The sequence below is a fragment of the Acinetobacter lwoffii genome (assembly GCF_022809915.1).
GTDB lineage: Bacteria > Pseudomonadota > Gammaproteobacteria > Pseudomonadales > Moraxellaceae > Acinetobacter > Acinetobacter lwoffii_M.
In genome coordinates this window covers 81,105-100,953 of record NZ_JALGQY010000006.1, presented here as the reverse complement: position 1 = coordinate 100,953, position 19,849 = coordinate 81,105, and the positions used below count along the sequence as shown (strand labels likewise).

Sequence of the window (19,849 nt, the reverse complement as noted above, 5' to 3'; positions counted from 1 at the left end):
AAAACAAAAAGGTGGCTTAAAAGCCACCTTTCCTGTCTAATCCAGCTAAACACATGATGTTACATGTTATTTACGCTGTTGATTCTTAAGATAATCCTGAATACTCATTGGCGTTGGGCGCGGGCTAGAAACTGAAGTTGCCGCTGGATTCGCTGCTGCACCTGTTTCATGTTGCTGACGCTGAATTGCCGGTACATCATCATCTTCCACCACAGCCTGTGCAGCTGCTGCTGGACGAGTTGCCTGTACATTAGTACGTTTGGTCGGTTCAACTGAATCCGCTGCATGACGGGTTAGACCTGTTGCAATCACAGTCACGCTGATTTCATCACGCGCATCCGGATCAAAAACGGTACCGTAGAATACCTGACCTTCATCTAAATCGACAATCTGGTTCACGACATCGGTAATTTCTTCAATTTCACCGAAAGTCACATCATCGCCACCGGTCACGTTGATCAGAATACCTTTGGCATTCATGATAGTCACGTTGTCGAGTAATGGACTACGGATTGCCTGTTCAGCAGCCTGACGTGCACGGTTCTCACCACGACCCAGACCGACACCCATCATGGCATAACCACGTGTGCTCATGGCTGTTTTCAAGTCAGCAAAGTCAAGGTTGATATGACCTGGACGGACTACCAAATCAAAAATACTGCGTACTGCATTTAGCAGAACATCATCCGCTTTTTTATATGCATCTTTCATTGAAATATCACGGAAGACTTTCAATAGACGCTGGTTTGGAATAATGATCAATGAGTCTACATGTTGCTCAAGCGCTTCAATACCTTTTTCAGCAGACTGTAAACGACGTTTGCCTTCAAAGTTAAATGGCGTGGTCACGACACCAACTGTCAGGATACCCATTTCTTTCGCAATTTCAGCCACGACTGGCGCTGCACCAGTACCAGTACCACCACCCATACCCGCAGTAACAAAGACCATATCGGTCCCTTCAAGCTGCTGGCGGATCAGTTCACGGCTTTCTTCTGCTGCGGTCTGGCCGACTTGCGGATTTGCACCTGCACCCAGACCACGGGTACTTTGCTCGCCCAGCTGAATTTTAAATTCGGCTTCCATGCGATCCAATGCCTGCTTGTCCGTATTGGCACAAACAAACTTTACGCCCTGGATATCGGACTGCAACATATGTTGTACAGCATTACCACCCGCACCACCTACACCAAACACAGTGAAACGGGCTTGACCATTGCTATCGCTATGATCGTCTTCGAAAAATTCAAATGAGGCCATGACCTATAAAATTCCTAATTCATAATTGGCAGTCACTAAGCCCGTATACTGCCTTAATCTTAATAAAATTGTTTTTAAGAATGCTGCTCATGCGTTCACTTGTCAAGTACAAGCCCGATTAACTACATCTTCCCAACAATATTCACAATAAAAATCGACTTAAAAGATTGATTTCAGGGTGTCATTAAAGCCAAACAAGGCTCTTTTGACCCGCTTAGCCAATGACAACTGCTCTACATCATCCTGTTCCACAATCGTGTCCTGGGTATCACTCTGACTAAACATCAGCAAGCCAGCCACCGTACTATATTGCGAGCGACGTAAAGCAGCCTGATGTTGTTCGTCTGCATACACCTGAGTCGGCGGATTACCTAAATGCGCCGAGACCCCCATGGTACGGCGAACAAAACTCACCATCCCTTCGATATGACTGGCATCACCGGTCAATACCACACCATGATACAAGCCCTGGATGGCACCATTTTTCACCAGCTCATCACGTACCAGACCCAGAATTTCTTCATAACGAGCCATAATAATTTCAGTCAGTTCAATCCGGCTGATGGTTTGTGGTCCATCAATCCCCTGGAACTGAATCATATGATCCGGCTTGACCACTTTCAGGTCGACACAGCCATACAATAATTTCAGACGTTCAGCTTCTTCGGTCGTGGTTTGCAATACTGCTGCAATATCGCGGGTCACATGTTCACCGCCACGCTGAAAGGTATGGGTTAAGGCCAAACGACCATCTACATACACCGCAACATTGGTCGTGCCAGCACCGATATCCACCAGACACACGCCATATTCTTTTTCGTCTTTCAGCAGGCTGGCTTCAGCAGTGGCCAAGCTCGACACCACCATTTTTTCCACGCCAATATTGGCACCTTTCAGGGCGCGATCAATATTCTGCATGGTACTGATTGGCAGCATCATTAGATGATAATGCCCGGTCATGCTATGTGCCGACATACGAATCGGGTTTAGCACCCATTCCGGTGAATCATCCAGCTCAAAACCCAGAGGCACAGCACTGACCAGATAATGATCTGAAGTCAAATGACTAGCTTTGGCCAATTCCAGTGCACGCACCACTTCACTGGTGGTAATCGCATGCTCGCTATTGTCGATCGAGGTGCGACCTGAAGCATAAAAGCTTTTTAATTCGGCACTTGGAATAGAGACCCAGGCAGAATGTACACGACATTCCGCCATATCTTCTGCTTCTTGAACGGCATTTTTAATTGCAGTAATAACTTTATCGAGACTGACAATTTTCCCTTTACTCATGCCTCGGTTACGAGCGGTGGCCATACCAATCACTTGGATATTGTCTGGCGCGTGTACCTTGCCAATCAAAACTGAAACTTTGTGTGTCCCAATGTCAATCGCCACAACCGAGGGAACAGCTTCACTCATTATTCACTACTACCATTACGTGTTTGTTAGATTTATGGCTTTAAATGCCTCTATTTTTTAAAGCCGGTCATTATGGCTTTACTGTTACCTTATTCTCAACGCCCGTGTCATCGATGGTTACAATAAAATGTCCATTTACAATTTTAGGCGGAATTGAATTTTTCCACTGGATCGACAATCCATTGCGATAACGCAGGTCGATGGCCGAAATTTTAGACCAGACCGGCTTCAAATCACTCTGAGACAGATGGCTCAGGCGTTGTAATTTGCTCATGGTCTGATCTTTATCCACAATTATTCTTAAACCCGAATCAAACTGCATAAACCAGGTCATTCGCTCGGTGAGATATAATTCTTTTAGACGAATGCCTTGTGGCAAAAATAATTGATTAATTTCATTATAACGACGCATCATGGTTTCTGCATGGCTCGCCGGCCCATGTAGTAACGGTAATGCCTGATAATTCTTGGGTGTGACTTCCGTGAAAATCACACCACTGTCACTCAATAAACGTCCCGTTCCCCAACGCGCAATCGCATGATGCGGCATCACCCGCACCCGAATGCCATTTGGCCAAGCTCGGGACACCACGACCCGATCTACCCAGGACAATTCCAGGGTACGATCACGGATCGCTTCCAGATCCGAAGTAAAATAGTTTTCAGTCACAATCGGTGACACATATTGCATGACCTGACGCTGTTCAGCAGCCGAGCGCGTACCTATCACGCCCAGCTCTGCCACGTCACTATTGGTCATGACTTTATATAAGCCCAATATTCCAAAGGCCAGCACCAATACCGCAATACACAACAATAACCAGCCACCAAAATTGGTCAGCTTTTCTTTGCGTGTTGGCGGCTTGTCGTGAATTGAAGTAATCGCAGCACGTTTACGGCGCATGGAAACAGGAAGTTGAGCCATATTTAGTGTGCCGAACCAGTCAAGGTCTGTTCCAGAATCGCAACACACAGCTCATCAAAACTGTAACCGACTGCAGCTGCCGCTTTTGGCACCAGGGAATGACTGGTCATGCCCGGTACGGTATTCACTTCCAGCAACCAGAAATTGCCCTGTTCATCCTGCATGGCATCAATCCGGCCCCAACCGCTGGCACCGACTGCCTGGAATGCGCGCAAACTTAAGGCTTTTAACTGCTGCTCTTCAGCTTCAGTTAAGCCACATGGAATGCCATATTGCACATCATTACGCTGATATTTCGCTTCATAATCGTAGAAAGCGACATCTTGAGGTGGTTCAAGACGAATCACAGGCAGCGCCTGACCATTTAAAACCACAATGGTATATTCACGGCCGGTAATCCATTTTTCTGCCATCACCACAGCATCATGTTCAGTTGCCTTGGCAATTGCTTCGGCAAAGTCTTCAATTTTTTCGACCTTGCTCATGCCGATACTGGAACCTTCATGCACTGGTTTAATGATCAAAGGCAAGCCTAAAGCATTAACAATGTCGGTCGCATCAGAGTCTTTAGTGACAATGCGATACGGTGCTGTCGGCAATTCCGAACCCTGCCAGACCTGCTTGGTCTTGACCTTGTCCATGCCGATCGCAGAACCTTGTACACCGGTACCGGTATACGGCACGTTTAACCATTCCAGTGCGCCCTGAATTTGGCCGTCTTCCCCGCCACGTCCATGCAATACAATGAACGCACGATCATAATTCACCAATTCTGTGACACTACGCTCCTGCGGATCAAACGCTTCCGCATTGACCCCTGAACGCACTAATGCCTCAAGTACCGCCGTACCACTGTCTAGAGAAACCTCACGCTCTGCAGATTTACCACCAAGCAACACGGCAACTTTTCCGAATTTTGAAGCATTTGACACGTTTATATCCTTAAACTTTTTTCAATCTGGTCAATTCAATTCAGTCACACAAGATGACTATTTTATATATAAGTGATTTTGTGCAAGTTCGACTGAGATTGCTCCAACATTACCTGCGCCCTGGGTTAATAACAAGTCATTTGCTTGCAATACTTTTCTCATGATCTGATTCAGGTTGCCGTCCGCCGCATCAACCAGAATCGGCTCAACTTCGCCACGTAAACGAATGCTGCGGGCTAAACTACGGCTATCCGCCCCGACAATCGGTTTTTCACCGGCAGGATAAACATCCAGCAACAACAATTGGTCTACAGTCGAAAGCACTTCCACAAAATCATCAAAACAGTCACGGGTACGACTAAAACGATGTGGCTGGAACATCATCACCAGGCGACGGTCTGGATGACTCTGACGCGCGGCTTTAATCGTCGCTTCGACTTCTTTTGGATGATGACCATAGTCATCCACCAGTTTTACGTCACCGCCCTCAATCGCAAACTCACCCTGAACTTCAAAGCGACGCCCCACACCACTGAAACCTTCCAGTGCACGGCAGATTGAAGCATCAGACACGCCTTCATCGGTTGCTATACCAATCGCGGCCAAGGCATTCAGCACATTATGCAAACCTGGCTGGTTGACAGTTACACGTAATGGCTCACGCTCTTTACGCAATACGGTAAAGTGGGTTTGCATGCCATCCTGATCAACATCTACTGCGCGAATGTCATTGTCTTCATTGAAGCCATAAGTCAGTAATGGACGTGCAATCCGCGGCATAATTTCACGGATATTGGCATCATCACCACAGACTACGGCCAAGCCGTAAAATGGCAGTTTTTGCAGGAACTGGATAAAGGTATCTTTCAGGACATCAAAGCTACCACCATAGGTATCCATATGATCGGCATCAATATTGGTCACCACGGCAGCCATCGGTTCCAGGTGCAGGAAAGAGGCGTCTGATTCATCGGCTTCGGCCACGATATAACGGCTGGCGCCCAAGGCTGCGTTCATACCGGTACGGTTCAGCAAACCACCGATCACATAGGTTGGATCCATGTTTTCTTCAGCCAGCATACAGGTGATCAGACTGGTGGTCGTGGTCTTGCCATGCGTGCCGGCAACGGCAATACCATGACGGTAACGCATCAGTTCACCCAGCATTTCCGCACGGCGAACCACAGGAATACGGTTTTCAATCGCGGTTTTAATTTCCGGATTTTCTTTATCAATCGCGGTAGAGACCACGATCACGTTGGCGCCCTTAATATTATTTGCAGTATGTCCGATATAGACTTTAATGCCATTCGCTTCCAGCTGTGCGGTGGTATTGGATGCCTTAATATCTGAACCGGAAACTTTATAGCCCTGGTTTTTCAGCACTTCCGCAATACCACACATGCCTGCACCACCGATCCCCACAAAATGAATGTGTTTGATACGGCGCATTTCCGGCACTTTAATTAACTTTTTCGCTTGTTCAGCTGGGGTTGTTGGAGACATAGTTTACTCGGATTACAATTCTTGAATTAAACGGACCACATGTTGAGTCGCATCGGGTTGAGCCTGTCGACGTGCTTTCACGGCCATTTCCATTAACAGTTGGCGATTCAGCATCGGCTCTAATAATGTTTTTAAACTTTCCGGGGTCATCGTGGCCTGCGGGCAAATCTTTGCCGCATTGATATTGGCTAGGAAACCAGCATTGGCCGTCTGGTGATCATCCACCGCACTTGGAAGCGGCACAAAAATCGCAGCCACCCCGGCAGTGGCAATTTCAGTTACAGTCAAAGCTCCGGCACGGCAAATCACCAGATCGGCATCAGAATAGGCGTTGGCCATATCTTCAATGAAGGGCTGTACTTCAACTTGTAGACTGGCCGGTGCATTTTCATAGCGTGCCCGGGTCGCTTCGGCATGGTTTTGCCCACACTGATGATAGACGCTTAATGGCACATTGAGTTGCTTTAAAGCTTCTGGAACCCGTTCATTTAAGGCTTGCGCCCCCAAAGACCCACCAACGATCAGAATACGTAAGGGTAGTCCTGCCTTGTCACGCTCCTGATAACGCCAGGACGGATTTAAAATTTCGCTAATTTCTTGTCGTACCGGATTACCTGTAGTCACGACTTTTTCTTGGGCCGGAAAAGTATTTGGAAAAGCCTGGCACACCGTCTTTGCCACACGCGACAATTGGGTATTGGTAAAACCGGCAACTGCATTCTGTTCATGGATCAGCACCGGAATGCCTAAGATACGTGCGGCCAAACCACCCGGGCCTGCCACATAGCCGCCAAAGCCTGCCACGGCATCGACCTTAAGCTGTTTCATGAATTTCATGGCACTGAAGGTGGCTTTCATAATTTTAAAAGGCGCCAAGGCCTTACGTACAAAACCGTTGCCACGCACACCCTGAATATCAATCTGATAAATGGGAATATTCTGGTTTTTTAACAGGCGGTTTTCCATGCCTGCGGGCGTGGCCAACCATGAAACCTGTATACCTTGTTGTTGTAAGTCTTTGGCAACAGCTAACGCTGGAAACACATGTCCACCTGTACCTGCGGCCATCATCATGACATGTTTAGGCTGTTTTTGCTGAGCATCGGTCACGGTCTAATTCTTCAATTCAAAAAATGGAGCAGGAAATCTGATTTAAGTAATCAATTGTAATCACAAACCTCAGGCCATGAAAGTTTATTTACTTTATTTCAACAAGGCTTTAATTGTTTTTTTCACGCAAATTCCAAGTTTAGACTCGTTTTATTTATAAGGTCTGCACTTTTCCTTCGACTTAAGTGACATATCATATCAATTTTAAATGATTTTCTCATTATATTATCAATAACTTTGCCACGAAGAGCGCTTTATTTACAGCCATCTCCCTTTTTCTCCCGTTCACCTCCTCTCCTATCATTGGCCGATAATCTTAGGCTTAAATCCTATAAATTTTATAAAAATTTCATGTTATTCATATTCATGTATGAAGGATGCTTGATACATAAGTAGAGGGTTTAAATGGATTCAGTTCGGATAGATGTCAAAAATATCATTTCGTGATGTATGGATTATCTTGGCCGGTTATCTGGCTGCGATCCATGTCGGCAAACTTTCGGCCGTGATTCCTGTGTTGCAGCAGGATTTAAACCTGAGTTTTACTCAGGCTGGTTTTTCATTAGCGTTGGTGCAGGCCGCCGGAATGCTGTTTGCGCTATGCATTGGCGCCTTCTCGGAAAAAATAGGATTAAAGCGCTGCCTGATCATGGCCTTAATCATTTTAGGGCTGAGCAGTCTTGCCGGACTTTGGATTACGCAGCCTGCCACTTTATATGTATTGCGCTTTATGGAAGGAATCGGGTTTTTAACCATCTCCTTGTGCGCGCCAGCCATTTTAAAACGTACCAGCCGCGCTGAAACACTGAATTTCAAGATGGGACTCTGGAGTTCCTATATGGGCATCGGTGTCAGTCTGGCAGTATTGACGATTCCTCTCCTGCTTGAATATCTGGACTGGCAAACGATCTGGGCCATTTTGGGCTGCCTGTGCCTTGTCATTGCTGTCATGATTAAAAAATATTTAAATATTGAACCTGTACTGGTAACACAGCCAGACTCTACCCAGGCAGCTACGGAAAATACCTCATTCTGGCAGATTGTTAAAATTACCCTGACCCATCCTCCCATTATCTGTCTGGCGATTATTTTTGCCTGTTATACCAGTCAATGGATTACTGTCACGGGCTTTCTGCCTACGCTGTATGTGGAACAGGGGCTGGACTTAAAACGCGCAGGGATGCTGGTCTCGATGGTTGTGCTGGCCAATCTGGGGGGCACTTTTGGCGCAGGCATGTTGCTGCAACAGGGTTATAGACCGCACACCTTATTGAGCACCGGATTTGTGGCAATGCTCTGCAGCAGTTACTTAGTATTTGCCGCAAATTCCTGGCTCTCATTTGAATTGCAGGTTGTCAGTGCCGTGCTGTTTTCACTGATTGGCGGGATGATCCCGACCACTGTTTTTACGATTACCCTGCACTATGCACCACGTGCTTATGCGGCGGCGGCCAGTGTGGGTCTGGTGTTACAAATCTCAGCCTGCGCACAGTTTTTTATACCGACCCTGAGCGCTGCGCTGATATCTGCCACCCAATACTGGGCCAATCTTGCGATTATCACTGTCTGCCTTTCGATGCTGGGCATCGTAATGACGGCATTTTTATTTAAGCGTTATCCTAAATAAGCGATTCCCAATGAAAAAATAAAAAAGAGCCTGCAAGCAGACTCTTTTTTCACCTGATTTTGCTTTTAAACCTGATTGGCCTGCCCCGCTTCCAGCACGGCAAACAGATCATCTGCAATCGAGGTGCCAAACTGGGTGTCAATTTCACGGATACAGGTTGGACTGGTTACATTAATTTCAGTAACATAATTTCCGATCACATCCAGCCCTACAAAGACCAGACCTTTTTCTCTGAGATACGGCCCTACTTTTGCTGCAATGGCTTTGTCATTTTCAGTCAGGGGGCGTGCCTCACCTAGGCCACCCGCGGCCAGATTACCACGCACTTCACCATTTTGTGGAATACGGGCCAGACAATACGGCACTGGCTCACCATTAATCATCAGGATGCGTTTATCGCCTTCGACAATTTCCGGAATATAACGCTGCGCCATAATCGGCTGGGTACCATTATTGGTCAGCATTTCAATGGTTGAACCGATGTTGATGCCATCCTGATACAGGCGGAAAATCCCGGTGCCGCCCATACCATCCAGCGGTTTTACAATGACATCGACCTGTTCTTTGAGAAATTCACGGATCAGGCTTTGCTGCGAAGTCACCAAGGTCGGAACTTGCAGATGCGGGAACTGGGTCGCGAACAGTTTTTCATTACAGTCACGCAGGCTTTGCGGTTTGTTGATGATCCATGCCCCTTCGCGCTCTGCCTGCTCCAGAATATAAGTGGTATAGACGAAGTTCATATCAAAAGGCGGATCTTTACGCATCAAGACAACGTCATAAGCAGCGATCGACTCTTTTTGTTTTTCGCCAAGTTCATAATAATGGTCGTAGTCTTCAAATACCTGTAACGGCGCGATCAGACCAAAGGCTTTACCCTGGTCGATATATAAATCTTGCTGCAATGCATAACCGAGTTCATGCCCGCGACGTGCTGCTGCCCATAGCATCGCCATGGTCGAGTCTTTCTTCAGGTTTACATTTTCAATGGGATCCATCACAACAAGTACGCGCATGTGTCTCTGCTCTTTTTCAAAAAATGACTTGGCAAGGAGTATAGCTTGTGTCGATTCTTTTGTTTATGGTGATTTTGCATGACTTATTTTATATAGGTACTGAGACAGATTGAGCCCACAGGAGGTTTGCCATGCAACAGGCCATTATCGGTTTTCACCTGGATGAGGAACAGCATTGGGTTGCAGAGCTGGCCTGCGGACATGGCCAGCATGTGCGGCATACCCCGCCCTGGCAAAATCGCCCATGGGTGATGACCGAGCAAGGACGTAAAGAAAAACTCGGGATGCTGCTAGACTGTAAAAAATGCGAAAAGTGCGAAACTGAAACCTGAACCTATGAAAAAAGTAGTATGTAGGTGACCTAAAAAATAATCTTGTCCAGAATTTGCTAATTTGAGTTACTGCGTTTATGCTTTTATTGCTCAAACATGCAGCGCATTTTTTCAGGGTGTACTTTTGCTCATACGGCTCGTCAAACAGATCTGGTTGGTGATGCTTGTGGTTTTTGCCATAGGCTGAAGCAGTGTGTCTGTCGCATCTGCAAACACCATGCATCTGGTTATGCCGTCTGAAAAAACGAATCCTCATTGTCTGGAAATGAAAAAACCGACCGCCTCTCATTCTCTGCATGAGACTGATCATCATCAAGATCAGAATCTGGTACAGTCGGATTGTATTAGTGACAGCACCCAGCATTCGCCAGACTGCCTGGATTGCGGCACTACTGCTTGCCAGAGCCTAATCACCAGCCTGCCCATTGCAGCGCCCGAGTTAAGCGTGCCTGATCGCAGTTATCCAGAAAAAATTCGTCTTTCCGCCTATCATGGCAAGCACCTTGCCGGTTACTGGCAAGAAATCTTACGCCCACCCAAAGCTTAATCCTGAATTTTTAAATTTTTTTATTCATTAAGGATTAAGTTATGTTGCTTAAAATCAGTCAAAGCCTGTGTCTGGGCTTCGGTCTCATCTGGTCGTCTACCCTGTTTGCAGCCGTAAAAGAATATCATCTGGTCATTGATGAAAGCCCGATCAATCTCACCGGAAAGGCGGTCAAGCGTATCACTGTAAACGGAAAATTCCCTGCACCCTTGCTGGAATTTGAAGAAGGTGATGATGCGGTGATTCATGTACAAAACAACCTGAACAATCAGGATACCTCGCTGCACTGGCATGGCCTGCTCCTGCCCGGGCTGATGGATGGTGTCCCCGGATTTAACGGTTTTCAGGGGATCAAACCGAAACAGTCTTTTACTTATCGCTTCAAGGTTCGTCAAAACGGCACCTACTGGTATCACGCACATTCCAAAGGTCAGGAACAGGACGGCCTCTATGGTGCATTGGTGATTCGCCCCAAAGCACAGACATTACTACCTCCACATGAACAAACCGAGCGGGATTATGTGGTGATGCTGTCAGATTTTCACGAACAAAGCGGCCAGCAGATTCAGAACAATTTAAAAAAATCGGCCGAATATTATCAGAACCAGCGCGAAACCGTTGGCGATGTATTTAAGCAGGTAAAACGTGACGGCCTCAAGGCCACCTGGACAGACCGCAAGATGTGGAATCAGATGCGTATGCTGAAAACCGACCTCTCTGATGTTACCGGTTATACCTTTCTGGTCAATGGAAAAACGCCGCAACAAAACTGGAGTGGCCATTTCCAGCCCAATGAAAAAGTCCGCCTGCGATTTATTAATGCCTCAGCCATGTCGTTTTTCGATGTGCGTATTCCCCAGCTGAAAATGACCGTGGTCAGCGCCGATGGACAAGCTGTGCAGCCGGTCGCTGTAGATGAATTCCGGATTGGAACTGCTGAAACCTATGATGTGATTGTGGAACCCACTGCAGCGCATTACCAGATTGAAGCGGAATCGATCGACCGCTCAGGCTTTGCCATTGGCAGTCTGCATCAGGCAACTGATTCAAGCAAAACCGCAGCGCCGGTTCAATTACCAATACCGCGCCCTCGTGCCTTATTGACCATGGAAGATATGGGACATGGCGAACAACATGATATGTCACATGACGCACATAGCAATCAGACCACACAATCTAAAGCAGGTACGCCTAAGCATGATGAGCATGCCCAGCACACCATGCATGCCAGTCATAGTGCCATCTCCGAAACCCATCAGTCTCAACAGCCGGTTGAGGGCTGGGCCAATATGTCTACGCCTGCAGGGCACAAAGCCTTGCAATATCAAGACCTCAAAGCCCTGACACCGCAACCTGATACCCGTGCAGCAGAACGTGAACTGGTAATTCGTCTGGGTGGAACCATGGAGCGCTATATCTGGACCATGAATGGTAAAAAATTCAGTGATGCCGAACCACTTCAGGTGAAATATGGCGAGCGGATCCGGCTGAAATTTATCAATGACAGCATGATGGCCCATCCGATGCATTTGCATGGCATGTTTATGCAGCTGGAAAATGGTCAGTCTGCTGCAAATATGCCAAATAAACACACTGTGATTGTGCCGCCCGGGAAAACGGTGACTACCCTGCTCACAGCAGACGAACTGGGAGAATGGGCAATTCACTGCCATCTGCTCTATCACATGAGTGCCGGTATGATGAACAAGCTGATTGTGGCACAGGTTGACGAAGATCAAGCATCTCACCCTTCTTCACAAAAAATGCCATCAAAGCCAGCAGCTGTTCAAGGAGAAAGCCATGCACATCACTAATCTTTTGGTAAAGTCAGTGCTCAGCAGTGCACTTACCCTAAGCAGTCTGAGTATTTTTGCGGCAGCTTCTAGCGAGCATACGGATCATAATGAACATCAGCATCATAGCGGGCATCATGCCATGCAAAACATGGCTGATAACCACGCACAGCATACTGAAACTGCAGATGGCGCATCCTATCAACCGCCACAAAAGTTATTGCATCAACAGCATGCACTGAGCACACCAAAAAATTCAGTCAGTTCTGCCAGCGAACATGATCATCGTAAAGAACATGGCGCACAGATTTATAGCCAGATTATTCTGGACCAGAAATGGCAGCATAGTTCAGAGGGAAATGGAGCATTCAAGTCCAAGAACCAGGCCAGAGTCGGCACGGATGAAAATAAAATCGTTCTCAAGCTAGAAGCCGACAAACATGAATCCCGTCAGGCCGAATATGATGCCAAAGTGTTGTATAGCCGAAATATTTCCGATTTTTGGGATGTGCAGACCGGGGTGCGCTATCGACAGGAAAATTTAGCCGAGCCTGCTACACAACAGCAGAACGAGCGCTTCGATGCAGTATTTGGGCTACATGGCCTGGCCCCCTACTTTTTCGAAACGGATGCTCATGTTTATGTTGGTGAAGATGACTTTGTCGGATTAAAACTGGAAACAGAGCGTGACCTGTTACTGACTCAGAAACTGATTATGCAACCCTTTGTCGAACTGGATGTCATCCTGAATGATCAGGCAGCGAATGCGAAAAAAACCGGCCTTAGTCATGCCACCTTGGGCCTGGAAACACGCTATGAACTGAGCAAAAAGCTCATGCCTTATCTGGAAGTGGGTTATGAATATAGTAAAGGCAACAAACAGACAGCCTGGCAGCAAAGCTCTGATTCTGAAAAAGGCTGGATCTATGGTGCAGGTCTAAGAATGATGTTCTAAATTTTTGATACAGAAAATTATGCAGCTACGGGATATGAAGCTCCATTTATGCCCCGTAGCGCTATGGCACTATACATTTGGCTGAGAAAGATTTTTTAAGCCTATGAACTGTACATGCGATGTTTTTCTGCACTTTCCCGCTCATTAAGAGACTTGTTATTTTGCGAAAAACTAGTCTTCATCGCCTTGATTTCCACTGTTACTTTTAGCAACCAAAGTGCCTAACATAATGATAAAGGTACTCACACCGCCAATTAACAGGCTCAGCAGCCCCATTTCCAGCATAAAATTACTATCACCAGTCTCAGGGGCACCCCATAGAAATTGAAGACGATCGCCAAAAATAAAATTGATCGCAAATACAATCAGAAATCCAATCAAGGTGGCAATCAGTAAAGTAACCACCAAGTTCTTCCACATTTTACATCCGACAAACAGGATGATCATGGCCAGTCCAACCATGGTGATGATGGATATAAGTAACACACTGTTCCAGTAATCCATGAGACTCACTCGTATTTGGTTTTAAATTAAAATTAAGAAATTCTTATAGTTAATTTTTCCAATTGAATTTTAATATAGGTAGATTTTTATACATGAGCAATGACGATAACTATCTTAAAGCTACAAATGTTAATTTACCCAAAGTTATAAAATACACTGACTTAGTAAAATCTTGCTGAGTACTGAACGATTCTGATTAACATAAAGTAACGTAAACACAACGTGTATTTATTGTTTAGCTTCGTTAAAGCTCAAATGCGACCGGTAAAGCTCAAGCAAACCAGGTTGAAATTCTTTAAAAAAAGAAGAATTGAGCCACTTTTATAAGAAAAATAAATAATAAATATAAAAAACTTGAATATTTTCTGATTTAGGCTATGCTGTCTTTAACTAGAAAAAAGCGTTGTTTAGTTAAGCTTCTTTAAGTGCCGCAGTATTATTTATAATCCTCAGTTTTTTCAGATCTTTATTTCAATTCTTGTTGTTTTTCCAAGTTATCCATAGTCATTTGCATGACTAAAATTATTAAAATTTAACAGGTTATATTATGTCTACTACAGTTACCGGTACAGTAAAATGGTTTAACGAAACTAAAGGTTTTGGTTTTATTCAACAAGAATCAGGTCCTGACGTTTTTGCACACTTTAAAGAAATCAGCAGTTCTGGTTTCAAAACTTTGTTTGAAGGTCAGCGCGTTTCTTTTAGCGTGGTTGATGGTCAAAAAGGTCCGAATGCGATCAATATCGTTGCGCTATAATTTAGCACAGCAATAAGAAAAAGCACCTTCAGGTGCTTTTTTTAGCTCTGAAGATTCATAATTTTGGTGAAAGGTTTTCTACTCCTCTATTTAGCTCATTAACAGTGAATTTTTAAGAATCATGTTCTGAATCATTGCTGTTGTAAGCGTTGCTCTATAAAGAAATAGAAATGAAAAACCCCTGGCATCTGCCAGGGGTTTTCCGTATGGGTTCGCTTGGTATAACTCCTGTCGTACCTTACTTTCCTTGTATTTATCTATTGTTATTCTTGTGTGGAACCTCCTGTTCCTGTTAAAGCTATCATAGGAAATTTCCACTATTCAAAACAGCCGCAAAGTGCTGGAATCGATGTAAGCCAATGCTTACAAGAATAGACAGAGATAATAGATTTCAAATGTTTAACAAATTGAGTATCTATAAAAAAAGGAAGCTCACGCTTCCTTTTCTATGCCAATCCGGGCTTAGATCCCGTATTTAACACGGTAATCTTCCATTTTCGCCAAAGCTTCTAGGTCGCCTTTCGCTTCCAGATAGTCCATTAAATCTTTCATGGTAATTAAGGCATGTACAGGAATCTCAAGCTCTTGCTGCACTTCCTGAATCGCAGATAAATCCCCCTGACCTTTTTCCTGGCGGTCTAGCGCTACCAAAACTCCAGCAATTTGAGCACCGGCATTCTTCAAAATAGTGACGACTTCACGAATCGCTGTTCCTGCAGTAATTACGTCATCAATGATCCAGACTTTTTTACCTGCTACAGAAGCACCGACCAATACGCCACCCTCGCCATGGTCTTTGGCTTCTTTGCGATTAAAACCCCACGGCACACTTACCCCATGATTTTGCGACAGAGCCACAGCAGTTGCTGCCACAAAAGGAATGCCTTTATAGGCAGGGCCAAAAATCACTTCAACATGATCACATTCAGTCAGTTTCGCTGCATAGCCAGAAGCCAGCAGGGTCAAGGCTTCACCATCATTCAACAGACCCGCATTAAAAAAATAGGGACTCACACGCCCCGATTTTAAAGTAAACTCACCAAATTTAAGCACACCGCGTGATAATGCGAGTTCGATAAAAGCTTGCGGGTTAAACTGAGCTGGCGTTGACATGAGGTGCTCCTAAATCCATTAATTAAGGTAAGACTTGCGCATGATACCAAAGAGTAGCTATCCAGGTGATCAAAAAATTCTTCGCGTCGTTTCAATTAATGTCAACGGCTTACGTTCATCTGTCACCAAAGGCCTATTGGAATGGATGGAACAGTCTGATGCCGACGTGATTTGCATGCAGGAAAGCCGGATCACGCATGCGCAGTGGACGGACAAATTCAAGCCTGAAGGCTGGTACACGCACCTGTTTCCTGCCGAGCGTCCGGGTTATGCCGGTACGGCCATTTATAGCCGTCTGCCTTTTGTATCTTTAACTGATGGCCTGGGTTTTGAACTGGCCGATTCACAAGGCCGTTTTATTGCCGCTGAATTTGACTTGGGTTTAGATCAAACTGTACAGATCTGTTCCCTGTATCTGCCTTCGGGTTCATCAGGCGATGAAGCGCAAGCACGTAAAGATCACTTTCTGGAAGAATACGCAAAAATTCTGAAACAGTGGCGCGATGAAAATAAATCGGTGATTGTCTGCGGTGACTATAATATCGTGCATAAACGTATTGATATTAAAAACTGGTCGGGTAACCAGAAAGCCTCGGGTTGCTTGCCGCATGAACGTGCCTGGCTGGATCATATCTACGATGAGCTTGGTTATGTCGATACTTTCCGTGAAGTGCGTAAAGAAGCCGAGCTGTATTCCTGGTGGTCAAACCGTGGTCAGGCGCGTGCCAAGAATGTTGGTTGGCGGATTGATTATCATGCCTGCTCTCCAGACTGGAAAGAGCGAACCGTTAATGCCTGGGTCTATAAAGAACAATGGTTTAGCGACCATGCCCCCGTGATCATCGACTACAAACTATAATCTTCATTATTTAATTGAGTGAACATACGTTCACTCAATTAAGGCTTATCTCTTACATGACATGACGTATTTTTTGGGTTTATCTTAATGTAATAACATAGCATTATAGCGCTACGGCACAAGGACATGTCAGGACGACAACATAAGGACAGGACGCCGTAGGACGAAAATAAAACAGACTATAGATTTAGCTTGTTTTGCATGGATGTGACATTGGACGTTGGATTGAGACCCGCATGATCAGGATGATTAAATGCGGGTTTTCTATTTCTATTATTCCCAAATTTTTATTTTTCTTATTATTTAGATTGTTCTTTTTCTTGCTGCTCATGTTAAAGCTGCTTGATGTCATTTTGATGACATGACTTTTCTGGTATTTAAAATTTTTTCTTTTTTTTCATTTGCTTTTGCATGGTTTGCTGCTGCCAATTTGGTTAAGCTAGTTCATGATTTAAATTTTTTAGATGGCAACTATGTTAAAAATTTACGGAATTAAAAATTGTAGTTCGATGAAAAAAGCCTTTGATCTGCTGACAGAGCAAGGTCTGAGTTATGAATTTCATGATTATAAAAAACAGGGCATCGACGCTGAAACCATCAAAACCTGGCTGGATGCCTTGGGTCAGGACGTGGTCCTGAATAAGAAAGGCACCACCTGGCGTAAACTTAGTGAAGAAGAGCAACAAACCGCCCTGTCGAGTGAAGATGCCTTAATTAATGCATTAACCACCCATACCAGTTTAATCAAACGTCCAATACTGGCAACCTCTACAGGATTTATTGCCGGTTTTGATGAAACAGTTTATCGTGGCTTAGCCGGCTAATATCTTATATTCAATAACACTCATAAAAAAAGCCTGACATTGGTCAGGCTTTTGTATATCTGCTTAAAATAAATTAGTTGGCACGAATCCAGGTCTGGTTACGACCCAATGCCGCTACGCCGATGAAACCACGTAGCTCAAGTTTCTTGCCACCGTCTGCCAGCTGGCCTTTTAACTTATAGGTCTTACCAGATTGCGGATCAAGAATCGAACCGCTGTCATAACTGGTACCACCAGCATTTTTCAGACCTTTAACAATAGTCAAGCCTTTCAGAGATTTGTTGTGATATGGACCTTCACATTTCTTGCAGGCATTTTCTTCACCTGGAGTTAACACAGACTGAATACTGGCTGACAAAGTGCCGTTCTTTTGTTCAGTGAATTTAACCATGGCCTTAGGCTGCTTGGTTTTATCATCAATGGTTTTCCATACCGTGCCATTTAAAGGATCCGCGGCATTAGCCAGTGCAGATAAGCCTAGTAGTCCTAACGTAAGCGCTATTTTTTTCATTTTTCTTCATTTCCTTAGTCTGAAAATAGACCCATGTAGTATTAAAAAGTCACAACAATTTTTCAATTTTTAGGTGTGACTATTTAGTGTAACCTTGTAAATATGGTTGGTAAATAATCTATACGATCAATAAAAGCACAAAAAGATGGAAGGAAGATGAAGATAAGCCCGCTAACGAAACAATTAATTACAGAAAGCTTTTTAAAAACGGCCATTCGTGCCCCGAGCAGATTCAGTCTTCCACCGAGTTCGATGCGCATTGCACTGGAACAGATGTGCAAACTTTTTCCTCAGGATAAAACAGTACAGATTCGCTCGCTTCGATTGGCCGGACTGCGCGCGGAAGAAATTAAGCCGCAGCAGGAATCGACCCAGCTGATTTTTCATATTCATGGCGGCGCATTTTACTTAGGTTCTTTAAATACCCATCGCGCCTTTATGACTCAAATTGCGGCTCGAACCCAGATGCAGGTGCTGCATGTCGATTATCCACTATCACCCGAATCTGCCTATCCTGAAGCCTTGGAAGCCTTGTTTGATGTCTATAATCTGCTGCTAGATCAAGGTGTTCAGGCCAAAGATATCATTCTGTCCGGCGATTCTTGCGGTGCCAATCTAGCCTTGGCGCTGGCACTTAAAATACAGCAGGAAAGTCTGCCACAGGTCAGCGGTCTGATTCTGCTGTCTCCACTGCTGGATTTAACGTTGACCAGTGAATCTTTACGTTATAACCAGAAGCATGACGCCCTGCTGTCTCTGGAAACAGTTCAAACTGGGATTGAATATTATGTGCCGCGTTCGATTGATCGGGGTGATCCGGAAGTTTCTCCCTTTTTCGCCGATTTAACTGGTTTGCCACCGATTCATATTCAGGTGGGTTCCAAGGAAATTCTGCTGGATGATGCTAGCCGTTTTAAAGAAAAAGCGGAGCAGGCAGGTGTCGAGGTCGAATTTAAACTGTATACCGGCATGTGGCACAACTTCCAGATGTTCAGCGCCTGGTTCGATGAAGCCAAACAGGCGCTGACCGATCTTGCAGAATTTGCCCATCGTCTGGATCGGGATTAAGCATGATTTAGCATATAAAAAGGGTCAGCCGTAGCTGACCCTTTGAAAAGAGGTTTTAGGTTTTAAATGGCCTGAACTTGCTGCAATGCAGTTTGCAATGCTTGGGCTTTAACCGCTTCGCCCATGTTCACTCCTTCAGCACGAATCACTTCGATATCATTCACACCGGTAAAGTTAAACACGGTTTTCAGGAAAGCCTCCTGAAAATCAGCCGGGCTTTGCTCGCCATAGACACCACCACGGCTGCTGGCAATATACACTTTCTTATTGCCCGCCAAACCCACAGGACCTTGTTCGGTATATTTAAAAGTACGTCCCGCGACACAGATCCGGTCAATCCAGGCTTTTAGGGTTGATGGCAAACCGAAGTTATACATCGCTGCACCAATCACCACGACATCAGCCTGTAAATATTGATCTAAAATTTCCTCGCCCAATGCCGTCTGTTCTGCATTCTGGCCCATTAAAATTTCGGCAGTAAGATGGGGAATAGGCTGTGCTGCCAGATCCAGGTACTCAACTTCAATGGCCTCAGCATATTTTTGCTGCAATTGTTCCACCACGGCCTGAGTCAACTGACGCGAAATAGAAGCATCTCCTAAAATACTGGAATCAATCTGTAAAACTTTCATGGCTTCGCTCTTTATCTTTGGTTGTTTCTAACAATGCAGCCATTTTAACGATTGACCATATTGAAATAATTAGCACAAATAAAACACATCATCCTGAATTTAGAACAAAACTGTATGCCTCTTAACCTCTTTAATTTTGATTAGAACCCTTTGGTA

Annotated in this window: 20 protein-coding genes; 9 read left to right on the top strand and 11 right to left on the bottom strand. The window is 45.1% G+C overall.

All coding sequences use genetic code 11. The features are described from left to right. Positions 1 to 66 precede the first annotated feature (66 nt). The 6 genes from ftsZ to murG form a co-directional block, all read right to left on the bottom strand. Positions 67 to 1,260, bottom strand: coding sequence for a cell division protein FtsZ (ftsZ, locus tag MTX11_RS04825; protein WP_005245713.1), 1,194 nt, complete (start codon positions 1,258 to 1,260; stop codon positions 67 to 69). A 159-nt stretch (positions 1,261 to 1,419) separates the two neighbouring features. Next, entirely contained in the window at positions 1,420 to 2,682 is a 1,263-nt protein-coding gene (gene ftsA, locus MTX11_RS04820) for a cell division protein FtsA (protein ID WP_243474500.1), read from the bottom strand. A gap of 70 nt (positions 2,683 to 2,752) precedes the next feature. Continuing rightward, complete coding sequence (locus MTX11_RS04815) at positions 2,753 to 3,607, bottom strand: cell division protein FtsQ/DivIB (protein ID WP_071850278.1); 855 nt, start codon at positions 3,605 to 3,607, stop codon at positions 2,753 to 2,755. Between the two features lie 2 nt (positions 3,608 to 3,609). Beyond that, positions 3,610 to 4,539 carry a D-alanine--D-alanine ligase gene (locus MTX11_RS04810; protein WP_243474499.1) on the bottom strand — a complete coding sequence of 310 codons (930 nt, stop codon included), beginning with the start codon at positions 4,537 to 4,539 and terminating at the stop codon, positions 3,610 to 3,612. Positions 4,540 to 4,596: 57 nt separating this feature from the next. Further along, the gene (gene murC, locus MTX11_RS04805) at positions 4,597 to 6,045 is read right to left on the bottom strand and encodes a UDP-N-acetylmuramate--L-alanine ligase (RefSeq protein WP_243474498.1); all 1,449 of its coding nucleotides are present in this window, start codon (positions 6,043 to 6,045) and stop codon (positions 4,597 to 4,599) included. A gap of 12 nt (positions 6,046 to 6,057) precedes the next feature. Continuing rightward, positions 6,058 to 7,155, bottom strand: a complete 1,098-nt coding sequence (gene murG / locus MTX11_RS04800; protein WP_243474497.1) for an undecaprenyldiphospho-muramoylpentapeptide beta-N-acetylglucosaminyltransferase — start codon at positions 7,153 to 7,155, stop codon at positions 6,058 to 6,060. A 424-nt stretch (positions 7,156 to 7,579) separates the two neighbouring features. Here murG and MTX11_RS04795 point away from each other — a divergent pair, with 424 nt between their 5' ends. After that, on the top strand, positions 7,580 to 8,782 hold the full coding sequence (locus MTX11_RS04795; RefSeq protein WP_243474496.1) for an MFS transporter: 1,203 nt from the start codon (positions 7,580 to 7,582) through the stop codon (positions 8,780 to 8,782). A 65-nt stretch (positions 8,783 to 8,847) separates the two neighbouring features. Here the strand turns inward: MTX11_RS04795 and gshB are convergent, their stop codons facing one another. Then, complete coding sequence (gshB, locus tag MTX11_RS04790; RefSeq protein ID WP_005250312.1) at positions 8,848 to 9,798, bottom strand: glutathione synthase; 951 nt, start codon at positions 9,796 to 9,798, stop codon at positions 8,848 to 8,850. Between the two features lie 131 nt (positions 9,799 to 9,929). Here gshB and MTX11_RS04785 point away from each other — a divergent pair, with 131 nt between their 5' ends. From MTX11_RS04785 to MTX11_RS04770, 4 genes are all read left to right on the top strand, one after another. Beyond that, positions 9,930 to 10,130 (top strand): DUF3565 domain-containing protein, encoded by a 201-nt coding sequence (locus tag MTX11_RS04785; RefSeq protein ID WP_004281307.1) that lies wholly within the window; start codon positions 9,930 to 9,932, stop codon positions 10,128 to 10,130. A gap of 193 nt (positions 10,131 to 10,323) precedes the next feature. After that, positions 10,324 to 10,677, top strand: a complete 354-nt coding sequence (locus MTX11_RS04780) for a hypothetical protein (RefSeq protein ID WP_243474495.1) — start codon at positions 10,324 to 10,326, stop codon at positions 10,675 to 10,677. A gap of 41 nt (positions 10,678 to 10,718) precedes the next feature. Continuing rightward, positions 10,719 to 12,491 carry a copper resistance system multicopper oxidase gene (locus MTX11_RS04775; protein WP_243474494.1) on the top strand — a complete coding sequence of 591 codons (1,773 nt, stop codon included), beginning with the start codon at positions 10,719 to 10,721 and terminating at the stop codon, positions 12,489 to 12,491. Continuing rightward, the gene (locus tag MTX11_RS04770) at positions 12,478 to 13,425 is read left to right on the top strand and encodes a copper resistance protein B (RefSeq protein ID WP_243474493.1); all 948 of its coding nucleotides are present in this window, start codon (positions 12,478 to 12,480) and stop codon (positions 13,423 to 13,425) included. Before MTX11_RS04775 ends, MTX11_RS04770 begins: the two co-directional genes overlap by 14 nt. Before the next feature lie 171 nt (positions 13,426 to 13,596). Here MTX11_RS04770 and MTX11_RS04765 read toward each other — a convergent pair whose 3' ends face one another. Beyond that, positions 13,597 to 13,929: a hypothetical protein gene (locus MTX11_RS04765; RefSeq protein WP_243474492.1), complete on the bottom strand. Its 333-nt coding sequence runs from the start codon at positions 13,927 to 13,929 to the stop codon at positions 13,597 to 13,599. A gap of 547 nt (positions 13,930 to 14,476) precedes the next feature. Here MTX11_RS04765 and MTX11_RS04760 point away from each other — a divergent pair. After that, on the top strand, positions 14,477 to 14,686 hold the full coding sequence (locus tag MTX11_RS04760) for a cold-shock protein (RefSeq protein WP_004281299.1): 210 nt from the start codon (positions 14,477 to 14,479) through the stop codon (positions 14,684 to 14,686). A gap of 462 nt (positions 14,687 to 15,148) precedes the next feature. On the opposite strand, the gene pyrE is transcribed toward MTX11_RS04760, so the two are convergent. Continuing rightward, a complete protein-coding gene (gene pyrE, locus MTX11_RS04755; RefSeq protein ID WP_004281297.1) occupies positions 15,149 to 15,799 on the bottom strand; it encodes an orotate phosphoribosyltransferase in 651 nt (216 codons plus the stop codon). Positions 15,800 to 15,839: 40 nt separating this feature from the next. Here pyrE and MTX11_RS04750 point away from each other — a divergent pair, with 40 nt between their 5' ends. Together MTX11_RS04750 and MTX11_RS04745 are read left to right on the top strand one after the other, a co-directional pair. Next, positions 15,840 to 16,658 carry an exodeoxyribonuclease III gene (locus MTX11_RS04750; protein ID WP_004281295.1) on the top strand — a complete coding sequence of 273 codons (819 nt, stop codon included), beginning with the start codon at positions 15,840 to 15,842 and terminating at the stop codon, positions 16,656 to 16,658. Between the two features lie 473 nt (positions 16,659 to 17,131). Further along, positions 17,132 to 17,482 (top strand): Spx/MgsR family RNA polymerase-binding regulatory protein, encoded by a 351-nt coding sequence (locus MTX11_RS04745; protein ID WP_243474491.1) that lies wholly within the window; start codon positions 17,132 to 17,134, stop codon positions 17,480 to 17,482. A 73-nt stretch (positions 17,483 to 17,555) separates the two neighbouring features. Here MTX11_RS04745 and MTX11_RS04740 read toward each other — a convergent pair whose 3' ends face one another. Beyond that, positions 17,556 to 17,993, bottom strand: a complete 438-nt coding sequence (locus MTX11_RS04740) for a DUF2147 domain-containing protein (RefSeq protein ID WP_005105342.1) — start codon at positions 17,991 to 17,993, stop codon at positions 17,556 to 17,558. Positions 17,994 to 18,149: 156 nt separating this feature from the next. Here MTX11_RS04740 and MTX11_RS04735 point away from each other — a divergent pair, with 156 nt between their 5' ends. Further along, positions 18,150 to 19,061, top strand: a complete 912-nt coding sequence (locus MTX11_RS04735) for an alpha/beta hydrolase (RefSeq protein WP_044108817.1) — start codon at positions 18,150 to 18,152, stop codon at positions 19,059 to 19,061. Between the two features lie 62 nt (positions 19,062 to 19,123). Here the strand turns inward: MTX11_RS04735 and MTX11_RS04730 are convergent, their stop codons facing one another. Beyond that, complete coding sequence (locus MTX11_RS04730; RefSeq protein WP_004281290.1) at positions 19,124 to 19,693, bottom strand: FMN-dependent NADH-azoreductase; 570 nt, start codon at positions 19,691 to 19,693, stop codon at positions 19,124 to 19,126. Positions 19,694 to 19,849: the final 156 nt, after the last annotated feature.

Coding starts and splice junctions, on each gene's coding strand:
- MTX11_RS04740 (WP_005105342.1), bottom strand. CDS start 17,993: ATGAAAAAAATAGCGCTTACGTTAGGACTACTAGGCTTATCTGCACTG.
- MTX11_RS04760 (WP_004281299.1), top strand. CDS start 14,477: ATGTCTACTACAGTTACCGGTACAGTAAAATGGTTTAACGAAACTAAA.
- MTX11_RS04775 (WP_243474494.1), top strand. CDS start 10,719: ATGTTGCTTAAAATCAGTCAAAGCCTGTGTCTGGGCTTCGGTCTCATC.
- MTX11_RS04815 (WP_071850278.1), bottom strand. CDS start 3,607: ATGGCTCAACTTCCTGTTTCCATGCGCCGTAAACGTGCTGCGATTACT.
- MTX11_RS04765 (WP_243474492.1), bottom strand. CDS start 13,929: ATGGATTACTGGAACAGTGTGTTACTTATATCCATCATCACCATGGTT.
- MTX11_RS04750 (WP_004281295.1), top strand. CDS start 15,840: ATGATACCAAAGAGTAGCTATCCAGGTGATCAAAAAATTCTTCGCGTC.
- murC (WP_243474498.1), bottom strand. CDS start 6,045: ATGTCTCCAACAACCCCAGCTGAACAAGCGAAAAAGTTAATTAAAGTG.
- MTX11_RS04730 (WP_004281290.1), bottom strand. CDS start 19,693: ATGAAAGTTTTACAGATTGATTCCAGTATTTTAGGAGATGCTTCTATT.
- MTX11_RS04785 (WP_004281307.1), top strand. CDS start 9,930: ATGCAACAGGCCATTATCGGTTTTCACCTGGATGAGGAACAGCATTGG.
- ftsZ (WP_005245713.1), bottom strand. CDS start 1,260: ATGGCCTCATTTGAATTTTTCGAAGACGATCATAGCGATAGCAATGGT.
- MTX11_RS04735 (WP_044108817.1), top strand. CDS start 18,150: ATGAAGATAAGCCCGCTAACGAAACAATTAATTACAGAAAGCTTTTTA.
- ftsA (WP_243474500.1), bottom strand. CDS start 2,682: ATGAGTGAAGCTGTTCCCTCGGTTGTGGCGATTGACATTGGGACACAC.
- MTX11_RS04795 (WP_243474496.1), top strand. CDS start 7,580: ATGTCAAAAATATCATTTCGTGATGTATGGATTATCTTGGCCGGTTAT.
- MTX11_RS04745 (WP_243474491.1), top strand. CDS start 17,132: ATGTTAAAAATTTACGGAATTAAAAATTGTAGTTCGATGAAAAAAGCC.
- gshB (WP_005250312.1), bottom strand. CDS start 9,798: ATGCGCGTACTTGTTGTGATGGATCCCATTGAAAATGTAAACCTGAAG.
- MTX11_RS04770 (WP_243474493.1), top strand. CDS start 12,478: ATGCACATCACTAATCTTTTGGTAAAGTCAGTGCTCAGCAGTGCACTT.
- pyrE (WP_004281297.1), bottom strand. CDS start 15,799: ATGTCAACGCCAGCTCAGTTTAACCCGCAAGCTTTTATCGAACTCGCA.